At 42.8% G+C, this 12,857-nt stretch carries 16 protein-coding genes; 10 read left to right on the plus strand and 6 right to left on the minus strand.

Annotated features, from left to right (window positions below; all coding sequences use genetic code 11):
• Positions 1 to 64: 64 nt before the first annotated feature.
• From J2I46_RS30200 to J2I46_RS30210, 3 genes are all read left to right on the plus strand, one after another.
• Complete coding sequence (locus J2I46_RS30200; RefSeq protein ID WP_207332838.1) at positions 65 to 724, plus strand: nucleotide-binding protein; 660 nt, start codon at positions 65 to 67, stop codon at positions 722 to 724.
• 86 nt (positions 725 to 810) lie between these two features.
• A complete protein-coding gene (locus J2I46_RS30205; protein ID WP_207332839.1) occupies positions 811 to 1,110 on the plus strand; it encodes a hypothetical protein in 300 nt (99 codons plus the stop codon).
• 30 nt (positions 1,111 to 1,140) lie between these two features.
• On the plus strand, positions 1,141 to 2,142 hold the full coding sequence (locus J2I46_RS30210) for a replication protein RepA (RefSeq protein WP_207332840.1): 1,002 nt from the start codon (positions 1,141 to 1,143) through the stop codon (positions 2,140 to 2,142).
• Between the two features lie 594 nt (positions 2,143 to 2,736).
• On the opposite strand, the gene J2I46_RS33065 is transcribed toward J2I46_RS30210, so the two are convergent.
• From J2I46_RS33065 to J2I46_RS30230, 4 genes are all read right to left on the minus strand, one after another.
• Positions 2,737 to 2,931: a PIN domain-containing protein gene (locus J2I46_RS33065; protein ID WP_374758112.1), complete on the minus strand. Its 195-nt coding sequence runs from the start codon at positions 2,929 to 2,931 to the stop codon at positions 2,737 to 2,739.
• A 207-nt stretch (positions 2,932 to 3,138) separates the two neighbouring features.
• Positions 3,139 to 3,384: a hypothetical protein gene (locus J2I46_RS30220; RefSeq protein WP_207332841.1), complete on the minus strand. Its 246-nt coding sequence runs from the start codon at positions 3,382 to 3,384 to the stop codon at positions 3,139 to 3,141.
• Between the two features lie 349 nt (positions 3,385 to 3,733).
• Entirely contained in the window at positions 3,734 to 4,126 is a 393-nt protein-coding gene (locus J2I46_RS30225; RefSeq protein WP_207332842.1) for a LytTR family DNA-binding domain-containing protein, read from the minus strand.
• Between the two features lie 102 nt (positions 4,127 to 4,228).
• A complete protein-coding gene (locus J2I46_RS30230) occupies positions 4,229 to 4,660 on the minus strand; it encodes a hypothetical protein (RefSeq protein ID WP_207332843.1) in 432 nt (143 codons plus the stop codon).
• A 566-nt stretch (positions 4,661 to 5,226) separates the two neighbouring features.
• Here J2I46_RS30230 and J2I46_RS30235 point away from each other — a divergent pair.
• On the plus strand, positions 5,227 to 5,655 hold the full coding sequence (locus tag J2I46_RS30235; RefSeq protein ID WP_207332844.1) for a LytR/AlgR family response regulator transcription factor: 429 nt from the start codon (positions 5,227 to 5,229) through the stop codon (positions 5,653 to 5,655).
• Between the two features lie 240 nt (positions 5,656 to 5,895).
• Here J2I46_RS30235 and J2I46_RS30240 read toward each other — a convergent pair whose 3' ends face one another.
• Positions 5,896 to 6,474, minus strand: a complete 579-nt coding sequence (locus J2I46_RS30240; RefSeq protein WP_207332845.1) for an NUDIX hydrolase — start codon at positions 6,472 to 6,474, stop codon at positions 5,896 to 5,898.
• Positions 6,475 to 6,918: 444 nt separating this feature from the next.
• On the opposite strand from J2I46_RS30240, the gene J2I46_RS30245 reads away from it, so the two are divergent.
• The 6 genes from J2I46_RS30245 to J2I46_RS30270 all read left to right on the plus strand — a co-directional run bounded on the left by J2I46_RS30245 (position 6,919) and on the right by J2I46_RS30270 (position 12,107).
• On the plus strand, positions 6,919 to 8,385 hold the full coding sequence (locus J2I46_RS30245) for a TIR domain-containing protein (protein WP_207332846.1): 1,467 nt from the start codon (positions 6,919 to 6,921) through the stop codon (positions 8,383 to 8,385).
• Between the two features lie 50 nt (positions 8,386 to 8,435).
• Positions 8,436 to 9,008, plus strand: a complete 573-nt coding sequence (locus tag J2I46_RS30250) for a hypothetical protein (protein ID WP_207332847.1) — start codon at positions 8,436 to 8,438, stop codon at positions 9,006 to 9,008.
• A 62-nt stretch (positions 9,009 to 9,070) separates the two neighbouring features.
• Positions 9,071 to 9,958 carry a nucleoside triphosphate pyrophosphohydrolase family protein gene (locus tag J2I46_RS30255; RefSeq protein WP_207332848.1) on the plus strand — a complete coding sequence of 296 codons (888 nt, stop codon included), beginning with the start codon at positions 9,071 to 9,073 and terminating at the stop codon, positions 9,956 to 9,958.
• Positions 9,959 to 9,981: 23 nt separating this feature from the next.
• Complete coding sequence (locus J2I46_RS30260) at positions 9,982 to 10,998, plus strand: nucleotide kinase domain-containing protein (RefSeq protein WP_207332849.1); 1,017 nt, start codon at positions 9,982 to 9,984, stop codon at positions 10,996 to 10,998.
• Complete coding sequence (locus J2I46_RS30265; protein WP_207332850.1) at positions 10,962 to 11,456, plus strand: TIR domain-containing protein; 495 nt, start codon at positions 10,962 to 10,964, stop codon at positions 11,454 to 11,456. The genes J2I46_RS30260 and J2I46_RS30265 overlap by 37 nt, the downstream gene beginning before the upstream one ends.
• Positions 11,457 to 11,462: 6 nt before the next feature.
• Positions 11,463 to 12,107, plus strand: a complete 645-nt coding sequence (locus tag J2I46_RS30270; RefSeq protein ID WP_207332851.1) for an Nmad2 family putative nucleotide modification protein — start codon at positions 11,463 to 11,465, stop codon at positions 12,105 to 12,107.
• A 57-nt stretch (positions 12,108 to 12,164) separates the two neighbouring features.
• Here J2I46_RS30270 and J2I46_RS30275 read toward each other — a convergent pair whose 3' ends face one another.
• Positions 12,165 to 12,854 carry a TIR domain-containing protein gene (locus J2I46_RS30275; RefSeq protein WP_207332852.1) on the minus strand — a complete coding sequence of 230 codons (690 nt, stop codon included), beginning with the start codon at positions 12,852 to 12,854 and terminating at the stop codon, positions 12,165 to 12,167.
• Between the last annotated feature and the right edge of the window lie 3 nt (positions 12,855 to 12,857).

Genomic DNA, 12,857 nt, shown 5'->3' on the forward strand with positions numbered 1-12,857 from the left:
TATTACTTGTAATATTACGCCTGATATACTGGTAAGGCGTAAACCATTCATACTAAGGGTCTACATGATAATTACTACGGGAGGCATAAAAGGGGGAAGCGGGAAGACCACTCTCGCGACCAATCTGGCCATCTACTTCTCCGCTCAGGGACGGGACGTTCTGTTTGTGGATGCCGACGATCAGGGATCGGCGCATGCCTTCTCTCTTCAGCGGGCGGCGGCCACCGGTGGCCAGACAGGCTACACGGCTATTCGCCAGTCTGATAAGGAGGTCCGCTCGGAGGTGCTTAAGCTGGCTGGCAAATTTGATGATGTGGTTATTGACACTGGAGGACGTGATACCACTAGCCAGCGGGCAGCGCTCTCCATTACGGATGTGTACCTGGCTCCGTTTTATCCCCGCTCGCTGGACGTGTGGACCCTGGAGAAGGTAGAAAGTCTGGTCTCGGAGATGCAACTGGTCAACCCAAAGCTCAGAGCGTTTTCGTTTATTAACCGCGCCGACTCGCAGGGAGGCGATAACAAGGATGTGGCCGATCTGCTAGGCGAGTCCTCGGTCATTACCTACCTGGACACGCCCCTGGTGCAGCGTAAGGCATTCGCCAATGCCATCAGCTACGGCCTAGGAATTTTTGAGATGAAGCCCAGAGACAAAAAGGCGACTGATGAGTTTAAGGCGCTTTACGATGCTTTGTTTTCTGACCTGGCAATCAAGGCATATTGATTTTTAATGATATCGTTCGTAATATCACATTTACTATCGAATGTAGTATCACATCTGATATCAAAACAGCTATAACAACTGCTATCATGGCTATTGCAAGAACGCCCACGCCTCCAGCGCCAAAACCGGTCGTTGTGGACGAGAAACACATTGAAGCGCTGATCAGTAAAGGTGGCTCCTCTACGCTGGCCAAAGAGGCTAAGCCTACGACTAGCCCCGAGGAAGATGCCATTAAAACCATCCTGATTCGGACCTACGAAAGCCAGGTGCAGGAGATCGATCAGCTGCTGGCCGGGCTTCCCAAGCGGCAACGGCTTTCTCGTAATGCCTTTATTGTGGAGGCCATCGAGGAGAAGATCAAACGCGATAAGGCGAAGCGTAAATAATTCCTCCGGCGTTCCTTAAGGCCCCCTTCCATGACAACTGATAAATCCGGGCTGGATAGCCTGCCCTCTTCCAGCCGCGTTACCGAGCGGCTGGTGCAGACCGCCTACGAGATTGCCCACGATAAGGCTACCATCGAGGACGCCATCTTTCAGCATTCGGTGCTGTGCCAAACCTTTTTGCCGTATCGTAACCCGGGGGATGGGGTGCGGGTCTGGCAGCAGAAGCAGGGGCACGTGAGCCTGGCCGTCCAGGCGGGTGGTGCCTTCAATCAGAACGGCATTATGGAAGATATTGGGCTACCATACGGGACCAAAGCCCGTTTGATCCTGGCGCACATCAACTCGGAGGCCATCAAGAGCCAGAGCCGGATAATCGATGTAGAAGGCTCCATGTCAGCCTTTATCAAGCGCATTGGGCTGAGTCTGGACGGGCGGACAATCCGGGAGGTCAAAGAGCAACTGCGCAGGCTGTCAACGGCCAAGCTGAGCCTGGGTTTTTCCAATGGCGTGCGGGGCATGCAGTACGATCTGCAAATCATCAATGCTTTTGATCTGTGGTTTCCCAAGAATGAGAAGCAACGCGTTTTGTGGCCCTCCAGGGTGCAGCTCAATGAAGATTATTTTCAGAGTCTGATGCACCACGCCATTCCGCTGGATGAGCGGGCGCTGGCTGCACTCTCCCACAATGCCATGGCGCTGGATATCTATTCGTGGCTGGCCCAGCGGCTGCACCGGATTGGCCCCAAAGACGTGCAGTTTGTCTCATGGGAGAGCATCAAGCTGCAATTTGGTCAAGGCTATGACCGGATGAATGACTTTAAGAAGATCTTTCGCAAGACCCTAAGCGTGGTCCGTACCCAGTATTACGCCTCGCAGATCGAGGAGATACCCAACAAGGGCTTCAATCTGCGTCTGTCCCCGCCGCCCGTACCGCACAAGGTCCTGGTTCCCGGCGCTGGCAAACAATCCTTGCCCGGACCAGCCTCTCCACAAAGCCCGGATCCTGGCCCACCACCGCTCCCTGGCCAGTAGCCTGAGCTGCCTGGAATGGACTAAAAGTACGTGCACTTTGTCTCACTTCGGGGCTAAAAGAAGCCAACTATAGGCCCTCAGAAACCGTGAAAGGGATTTTTGGACGCCCCGGTTAGGCTACGTGTAGTTTGTCTCAGTTTTTAGGATAAAATACTGGTAATCAATGGTTTAAAAAAAATGTGGATAAAAATATAACCTGCCTGTCAACCTGCGTTGCTTTTTTTGACTAAGTCATTGATTATCAACATATAGTTATCCACGAGCGGTTTGTCTCACCCCGCCCGTCTGCCCCAGTTATCCACGTGTAGTTTGTCTCACCTTACCCGACTTATCCACGAGCGGTTTGTCTCAGAAAGTACGTGCACTTTGTCTCACAAACCTATAGTAGACTAATATCTAAAAAAAAACCTATAACAGAGCGATCAGAATTGTGGAAATCTGGACCTCTTGACCTTCGTAAAGGAATTGCTAATGAAAAAGGGGTGGCGCTGGGGGGGGGGCGGGCCCGGGTTCCTGTTCCGGGTAGCCGCTCAGGCTACAAAGCCGCAGTTGGAAGAGTGGTTTGCGGGGAAGCACGGTCCCGCCTCAGACGACTCAGCTATCAATCCAGTTCTCCAGAATAATGCCGTCCATATTGACAAAATCCTTGGTGTTACGGGTTACCAGGGTTAGGCCACCAGCCAGGGCAGTTGCTCCGATAAAGATATCCAGATCATCCACCCGTCGGCCCATCTTCCGGAGTCTGGCTTTCTGACGGGCGTACTCGGCCAAACAGGTACTAACGGGCAGTACCCGCGCGCCAAACGCTGTCCGTAGATCCGTTACCGGTTGATGGCCTTTCGATCCGGAGCGCTGTTCTCCACGCCGTACAAAAGCTCAGCAATCGTTATTTCTGAGATGTAGCAGGAGAGATAACCGACTTGCTGAATTTTTACTTGTAAATCGTACTCGCCCTTAATGAAGTAAATGTAAATATTGGTATCAGCAGGTAGCGGCTCATAGATCTACCGGTCGATCCCCGCTTTGGCGGGCTGAATAAATCTGCAGGGTCAGCTCATCACCGGTTTCCTGGCCCTGCCAGCTGCCAAACAAACTGTAAAAAAGCGTTTTGTGCTGCCCTCCCGGCTTGCCGGTCGAGGATACGGTGATGGTCAGCACATCTTCATTTTTGAAAAGCTCCCGGATCGCCTGCATCAAGTGATCATCTACCTGATCTGGTTTAAGGTGGTAGGTGGCTTGCATGGTCTTTTCTGGTAGAGCTGTTTTGGTTGACTCGCGCCTTTTTAACGCATTCTCATTTTAAGAGGTTCGATCGCTAAAAATGGCCTTTATTGCTGCTAAAAACGCAGTGAAAATGCTAAGAGGATGGGTGTTATTAGCCTTAACAACTAAAAACTTAGTTACAAAGTTAAACTATTCCTCTAAGTTTTAGTATTTTACTAATAGTATTTTGGCTTAGTATTCCCGTTTTTTCCTCGAGGAGTATCCGGCTTAACGCTCATAGAGCATCATACTGGTCCACGGACACCAACTCCCGCAGTTTTGGCGGGCGATGGATTAATTACTTTGGTAACTGGCATGTGTAGCCAACTTAAGCTGCCACTGACTTGGTTTTAAGGGCTAGACCCAGCTGCCGGGCAACGGTGGGCCATCGACGCCGGGCTATGCTAATGGCCGTGTCATCGTTGAGCCGTAGTTGCCGGCAGGAAGTAAGCCGCACGACATCCTTAACGCAGCGCGGGTTGATGAGTGAGGATCGACTCACGCGCAGAAAAGTCGGAAGGCTATGGGCAATGTATTTCAGGGCAGTAATCACCAGTAGCGGCCGTGAACGGTTCGTTAGGTAGATGAAACTGTAGTTACCACTGGCCTGTACCCGGCTGATGGAAGCTGGATCCAAGGGCTGACTAAGGCCGGGCAAAAAGAGGGGTGGCTCATGGGCCACAAAAGCGGTTGTGTCACCTGCTGACGCGGTAATAGCCATAAAAAACCAGCTAGAAGAAGACGCAAAATAATGGTTTTGCGTCTTCTTCTAGCTGGTTTTTTCCTTTGAATGGGTAAGCGTAGCCCACTTTTGGACCAGGGTTTATTTGGTGGCTGTCACCGCGAAGGGAACTCCGTCGGCGTCATCGCCCTCGATGGTAAGCTTATTACCCTTGATCTGGGCAAGCTGGTCGCCCTGGTAGCGCAAAGTAGTAAGCTCACCTTGGGTTGCCAGCTGAACCCCGTTGACAGTTTGTACTACAAACTCATCGTTGGTGCTTTTAATGCGCAGGTCAATGACCATATCAACTGAGCTGGCCGACTGACGCGTCAGGGTGATGGTGCCCCTAAGGTCTGAATCGGCCGCAGAAACCACCCGTCCACCGTAGCTTAGTTCCGAGAAGGTGTATCGGCCAGCCACCGAGGCGGCGGCATCCAGCGCGGTAACATCGTTGTTTTTTTTGCAGGCTGAGAGCGAGCTCACAAGCAGCAGCAGCAGCAAGATAAGGCGATTGGGATTGACTAAGCTGGTCATAATTCTGAAATCGGTTGGTGAAAAATTGAGCGAACAGGAATGGATAAAAGAGGAAAGTTGCTGGCCAGCTGATGGACACTTTATCCTGGCTGGCCCTGCAAAGATGGCCGGTGCGAAAGGATCGCTAAGGCGTCATTTCGGCCAACCGGAGAGAATCAGGCCCCAACCGTCGGTTTCGCCCAGTGAAGCCACCAGGCCGGATCGACCGGTAGCCGCCGGGATGGGCCTAGCAAGATTCCCGTAAGAAAGGCTACGGCAGCTTTCTGGCCCTCTGCCGGGTCATTATCTAAGCAGGGCGCTGTTTGGCCCTGCAGCGCCTTGTAAAGAGCCCTGGACAGCCTTCGATATGGCTTATGCGCCGGGCACAGAACGAGTGACTGCCAGCGCTAACTGCCCGCCCTGGGGTCGACCTTAAGAAGAAGTTGGTAAAGGGAGCCGTTTGGCTCATCCGGCTTATTGGCCAGTTGAGCCCCTTTTTTTACTGCTCCAGTAGATAGAGGTTTCCGGTCCGGTTGATAGACAATACTTTCGCCTCGTCTTTTTTCCACCAATAAATCGCTATCCGCATGCTTACTGCCTGCCACACGCCAGTTACCTCCCTGCTTCCTGTTCGATCACTAGTAAGCCCCTCTCTGTCTGCCTACCTGCAGTTGCCCTATGGTAACCAGCTGCTTTTGGTGGCCTTCACCGACATTGTCCGCCTGGAGGGAGCGGGCAACTACACCTATATTTACACGCGGGACAGCCGCCGCTACTTGTCCTCGAAGACCCTTAAACTGTTCGAAACCCTGCTGCCCGGGCCTGCGTTTTGCCGGGTCCACAAGTCGAGTATCATTAATTTGGATTACCTGACCGACATCACATTCGGTAACGCACCTTATCTGGTGCTGATCAGTACGGAACCGATTGCCATAGCGAGGCGGCGGCTACCCGCTACCCGGCGGCGGGTAAAGCAGCATCGGCAACTGGCTGCCCAGCGCACGTTGATGGCCTGAGTAGAACAGTTATAGTCTCTGCGCTGGCTACAGATAAGCCAAGTCTTGTATTTAGCGGACCGCTCACCGGTAGGCGCTTTCCGGCCGGTCGCCGGGGAAACATTGGCTTCTCCATCAGGTTTACCTGGCAACTAACCAGTTAAGACCTGTGGCAGATCAAAACCCAGATCCCTGGGCCACCCAGGAGGCTAAGACCACTACTCAGAAAGGATCGGGTTCACCCCAGACTGCAGCTGGTTCTTACCGTGCTTTTAGGGTGCTCTCCATGAGCCAATAACGCAGCAGGGGGGCCATATGCAAGGATTGCAGCACCTGGCCCCCGTCCAGCAACGGCAGTAGCTCCTGGAGCTCAACCAGGTGCACCGAAATTTCCTCCGTTAATTCCAGGTCCGGCTCCTGGCGCTTCTCAACGCCCAGGGCCAGATAGGAATACGTCAAGTTGGTATGGGTACCGGGATTAGCCGACAGGGTCATCAGCAGCCGCCACTCACCTCCTCCGTAGCCGGTTTCTTCCAGTAATTCACGCCGGGCTGCTTCCAGGGGCTGCTCACCCGGGTCAACACACCCCGCACAAAGCTCATAAGCTACCTGCTTTATCCCGTGCCGGTACTGGCGCAGTAGCACTAGCTCCCCGCCCTTAGTAACGGCCACGACATTGATCCAATCGGGGTACTCCAGGGTGTAATAATCGGGAATGTAGCCACCATTTTGCAGGCGGACCGCGTCGCGCCTGACGGTAAGCCAGGGTTCAGCGTACACAAACGTTGACTCCTCAACGGTCCAGGGCTTAGGATCAGTGGAAAAAGAAAGAAGATTCATGGCCAATAATAGCAATAGCTAATTCAGGAAACTAACGCCGTCCCAGTCCTAGCTTCCTGAATTAGCCTACTAAACCAGCTCAGGTATTGATCAATTATCAAGCAAAGAGGTTGCTTTAATAATACCAATATCGTCTATAACGTTTTGAGAACGGTCGTTCTTATAATGTTATGGATAGTATAGACTGCCAAGAACTACTCAAAACGTGCTGTGAACGTCCGGTTAAGACGTGTAAAAATTGTCTCAGAAACATTAGGATAAAAACAATATATAAAACAGAAAGTATTTTCGAATATTATGATTACACTTGTATCTAGAGTAGAATTACACCATAATGAAAGGTATTTAACAGTTTCCTCATTGCCTGTATAAATGTACAAATTAGCCAATAGGAGGATAAACCCACTCACGTAAAGCTAAAACCACTTAAAAACTTAATAAATAATGGAAAATAAATTAAAGGTATTTGTTTCTTACAACTCAAAAGATCTACAAATAGTTGAAAGCATAGTGAGGCAAATAGAAAGTCAAGGTCTTGAGTTATTTTTTGATAAAAAGAGCTTAAATTTAGGTGATATAATAATAGACACTTTAGAAAAAGCACTCAAAACAGCAAATTGCTTTTTAGTATTTATTGGGAAAGACATGGATGGACCTTGGCAAAATATAGAAGTTAAAATAGCATTGCATAGTTGCGTTAATGATAAAACAAAAAAAATCATACCAATACTTTTACCAGAAGCTACCGATGATTTTCTTCCGAGCTTTTTAAATAGTTTTCATGGAAAAAAAATGAAATCAGTATTTGATTTTTCAACAATTGATGAAATAATTAAGCAACTAAGCAAATCTAAATTAACACCAATTTACGAAGTCACAAATGGACAAACAGAGGATAAATCAGGTAAGCCTCTTGGTTTTAAAGCTCACACAGAAAAAATAATTGAATTATTAGTAGGCGAATCTATATATCAATCAAAGTTTGTAGCAATAAGAGAGTTGATACAAAATGCTGTTGACGCATGTGAAAGACGCGCAGGAATGCCATCAGGTGAAATTCATAACATCGAGATCACTGTAAGTTATGACAATTCTAGTATCGAAATTTCTGATAATGGTGAAGGAATGGATCTTAATTTACTTAGAGAAAACTTTGTAGCTATTGGTAAGAGTATCAACGAAGAAGTAACAGATGAAAATATTAGAAAGAAGTTAATCGGTAAGTTTGGAATCGGTTTTATAAGTACGTTCATGATAGCCAAATCAATAGAAATATCGACTCAATACTCCCAGAAAGAACAAATAAACTTTACAATAACATCAACCTCAGAGATGTTTGTGTATCACGATTATAGTACAGTTAAAAGATTGAATGGGTTTATCGGTACTACGATAAAGGTCAATATAAAAGATGAACTAATAAAAAGTAGCGACTTCGATATAATCAAATATCTCAAATCATATTGTCGGCATGTTCCTTACTTAAAAGTGAAAATATTAAAACCTAAATCGACGACTATAGTAAAATTAGATAATAACGACTGGAATACTTACAAAACAGTTATTTCTAAACAATTCATTCATAAAAACTTTATACTATGTTTGGGAATTTCACAAGCAAATATTGATTTGATATGCAGTAACTACGGTTTTTTAATTAATAATAATGTGGAAAACATTATTCCTGATCATTTTCCTAAATTTATTGGAGGTGAAATAAATTTTGAACCTAATGCTGTGAAATTAAACATTGCTAGAAATGATATTATTAATGGTGATACAGTAGACATCGATTCTATTAAAAAGTTTATAAACAAATCCGTTAGAGAGATTATAATTTCATTTTATAGAATGAACAATAAAAATAAAGATGCAAAAAAAACATTAGAAATCTTCTGTTATATTATTTGAGTTGTGATAATAAGGTAGACATTCCTTTAACTGAAATCGAGTGCGTAGAAATGTTGAAAGAAATATGGGAAGTAGATTATTTGAATCGCACTGTAAGTTTAAAAACTGCTCTTGAGTCACTAAGTGAAAAAAATTTAAAGAGGTTATATTATTGGGACGATGGAACAAAATTAACTAACTTACTACCAGTCATTAAAGAAACTTTGTATAAACAAGGATTTTTACTTATCCAAAATGACTCGCGAATGATTCCAATTAATAAAGCTCCTCAAAGCAGCTATAATATCCTCAAGGCATTACAGACCATTGCTCAACTAAGCCGCAATGTTGAGTTGAGAAATCTTAACCATTTTCACAGTGATGATTTTGCCCCAGAAGAAGATAAAAGTTTACACCACATTATGTATGAAGTAGCGTTAGAAATAAAACAAAAGACTAGAATAATAATCAAGTTTTGTAAGCTTGGTAGCAATAAACTATATATTCCTATAAATAATGTTGGCTATATAAATTCGGAAGATAAAGTAATAGAAAAAATCAATAAAGACCTTTCAATTGGTAAAAGAAAAAAAGATCACATAGAATTCTTTTTCGAGATATTTCTAGGTATAGACTATCTATAAAAAGATGTAAGATGCTCTTATTATTAATTTATCTACTAACTGACAATTAAAATTCATACATTATGACGTTGAATGAATATCAAGATAAATCCAAAGTTACAGTTCAGAAATACAATTCTAAAGATCAAAAAAACTTTTTTCTTGGTTATTTAGGACTTGCCGGCGAAGCTGGATCTGTTCTAACAACTTTAAAAAAGCTAATTCGTGATGGAGATGGCTTTGGGACTTTTGAAGATAAACTTACAGAAGAATTAGGAGATGTTTTATGGTATGTATCGGCAATAGCATCTCATTATAATATTCAATTAGAAGACATAGCTCAAACTAACATTCGCAAAACGCAAGATCGTTTTGAAGTTCTTGACTTATTGGCTATACCCAGATTTGACGAAAAATATGAAGAACAGTTTCCTGATACGTTTATTATCAATTTCGTCGAAGAGCCAGGAGACTATTTCTCAAAAGTTAAAATGATATGGGAAAAAACCGACTCAAAAGAGTTATTATACTTAGGAGATGAGCTAACAGATAATTCAAAAGTACCTAATGACTATCGGTATCATGATGTATTTCATTTAGGATATATCGCTTTTTTAGGCTGGTCACCTGTACTGCGGCATCTGATGAAGCTTAAGCGTAAGAGTGACCCCATAGCATTAGAAACAGAGGATAGAGGCAGACCACAGGTAGCAGAAGAGGCAGTTACATTAATAATATATAACTATGCTAAAGGCAATAAGATGCTGAAGGTAAGTGACAGAATTGATACTGAGCTACTTAACATGGTTAAACAATTGGTTGTAGATTTAGAGGTGTCAGCTGTAAGTTCTTTTCAATGGGAAAAGACTATTATTGAGTCTTATAAGGTATTCCATCAAGTAATTGACAATAGGGGTGGAAGAGTTCTTGTCTCTCCTGGAACTAGACAACTGAAATACCTTGGTAAGTAGTATAATTATTATAATCCATTCAAATGCAAACTCACTTCATAAAATTAACTAAGCCCCAAAAATCAAGCGTGTATGATACATACTGGAAATTTGCGGTTAATCGAAATGAAATATTTACAAAGCGTCTGTCTGATCCCTTCGGCCCATGGACGAACGATCCAATTCTAAGAGACAATAGATTTACAAATATTTTTAGAGCTTCCGATAGAGTAAGTCAGCATCTAATAAACATACAGTATTCAGACAGTAAAGAAATTAAAGAAATATTTTTTAAATCTATATTATTTAAGATTTTTAATAAGATTGAAACCTATAATTATTTAGAAAAATATCTAGATAAAATTTCAGCTTCTACTTTCTCTATAGATGCATATGATAGTCTGCTTACTCTACGTATGGCTAATAAGCAAACTATTTATTCAGCAGCATATATAATGCCTTCAGCTGGTAATGTCTTTGGCTATAAATATAAACATACTAATCATTTAGCCTTACTAGATAAGATGCTAAGGGATAATTTACACAATAAAATCGCGGATTGTAGAAGCCTTGAAGAGGTTTATAATTTATTACTTTCTTATCCTTCGCTAGGCAGTTTTTTAGCATTTCAATATACCATTGACCTTAACTATAGCACTATTACAAATTTTTCTGAAATGGATTTTGTCATCGCAGGACCAGGCGCTAAGAATGGAATATTAAAATGCTTTACAACTCTAGGAGATTATAGTTACGAAGATATAATTAAAATGATGGCTGATCGTCAAGAAGATGAATGCTACAGATTAGGCCTGAGTTTACCAAGCCTCTGGGGTCGAAAACTTCAACTTATTGATTGTCAGAATTTATTTTGTGAAGTTGATAAATATTTGCGAGTAACAAACCCTGAACTTAATGGAGCATCAGGTAAGTCTAGAATTAAACAAAAATTTTCATTAGCGAAAGCGCCATTTTCTTTGTTTTTCCCACCAAAATGGAATTTAAACGAAAAATTAGATAAGTCATGTCAAGAGAAAGTAAACGCAGGCATCTTTTCATAAGTCATCACCATAAGGATGATGAGCAGGTATCTAATCTTACCAGACTGCTTTCGGGACGTGGCTACGACGTCAGAAACAGTTCTGTTAGAATGAAACCTGAGAACCAAAAGCGTATGGCTGAGAACAGAGTTAGCGACAAGGTTATTGAACGTGTGTTGAGAATGAAAATATCTTGGGCCGGTACAACCGTAGTTTTGATAGGTAAAGATACTCATTCAAGGCCTTGGGTAAATTGGGAAATTGATAAAGCAAAAGAGCAGGGTAAAAGAATTGTGGGAGTTTACCTACGTGGGGGAACAGAAGCTGATGTACCAAAAAGTCTCGAAGCTTATGGTGATGCTATCGTAAATTGGAATACAGACAGCATTATGGATGCTATAGATGGCAAAAATACCTTTCAAGCCCCAGATGGCTCGTCTCGCCAACCTCCTAACAAAGGTGGATCATCAAATTGCTAGTTAACTATGGCTAGAGTTTATATATATGTTGTTGATCGTGATTTGGGCTTTGCCCCAAATCCATTTCATGGTGTATGTACACTAGCAACCTGTAAGCCTGGTATAAGAAGTACAGCAAAGATCGGTGATTGGATATTCGGCGTTGGAGGACGTACATTAAAAGCTCCTGGGCAACTAGTTTATGCAATGAAGGTTAGTCAAAAGCTAACCTTCAATGAGTATTGGTTATCTGAAGAATTTAAGGATAAAAGGCCCGTTCGTAACGGAAGTAAAAAAATGATGCTTGGCGATAATATTTATTTTCAGAATACAGATAACTCTTGGCTACAAGCGCATTCCCACCATAGCCTAGAAGATGGAGGTATAAACTTGTATAACCTAAATAGAGATACAAAATCTAAAAATGTATTGGTCTCAAAACATTTTTATTACTTTGGTAGCTCAGCACCTGAGATACCTTCATACATACTGTCTGATTTAGGGTATAAAAATAATCAAGGTCACAGGATATTTTCACTAGACAAAGCCTCTCGTTTGGTTGATTGGCTAGAACATAATTTCACAGATTGTCTCAATATAGTTTTATCAGATCCTTTTAATTTTGATAAGAGCGCTGCCCACTATTCGGTTAAAACAAATCGGATGATGTAGTTCATTGTTAATTTTGATTTATTTTCTAGTTTATAGTAATTTTTATTTTAAACATTACTATAAATTTTTAGTTATATTGTATTTGTCTCTTTTATTTTTAATTTCTACAGCCTTATCTAAATAGTAATTATGTGACAGAATAAAATCGGACCATTTTACGGATTGAATGTAACAGTAGTCGCCCGAATAGACTATACTACCGTTCGTACACTTAAATACTGTAGGATTTTTCTCATTGAACATATTATAACGTAGTATATTAAATAAGAAACCTACATTTAGCGATGTGCAATTACAGATCGGATCATGACTTATATAATAGTCATAATTGCCAAACTGATCAGGTAGCACAACGGCAATTACTGCGTTCGAGCCACTTGTACGGCCATTCCTTGTTATTTCTTTTAAGGAATAAGAAATTCCCCATGGCATCCATTGTTCAGTCTCATCTTCCCAAATGTTCCTCATGCCTTTAGATATGAAAACAATAGTAATTGTACTATCGAAAATTTTACTTCTTAGTTTTGATATAATGTGTTGATCCGAAAAAGCAGCTAGGCTTTCTCCATCATTTTCGCCCTTAAAAATATGATCATCATTTTCTAAAATTTCAGTTAGTTTATCTACATAATGTCTCGCCGTTGTTTGAACTTTAAAAGGCCCTCCCCATAAGTTTTGCGTGTAGGTGTTTAAATTCATCACCTGACTATCGCTATATTTATATGATACAAATATTTTTCTCCCCATTTA

The organism is Fibrella forsythiae (assembly GCF_017353175.1).
GTDB lineage: Bacteria > Bacteroidota > Bacteroidia > Cytophagales > Spirosomataceae > Fibrella > Fibrella forsythiae.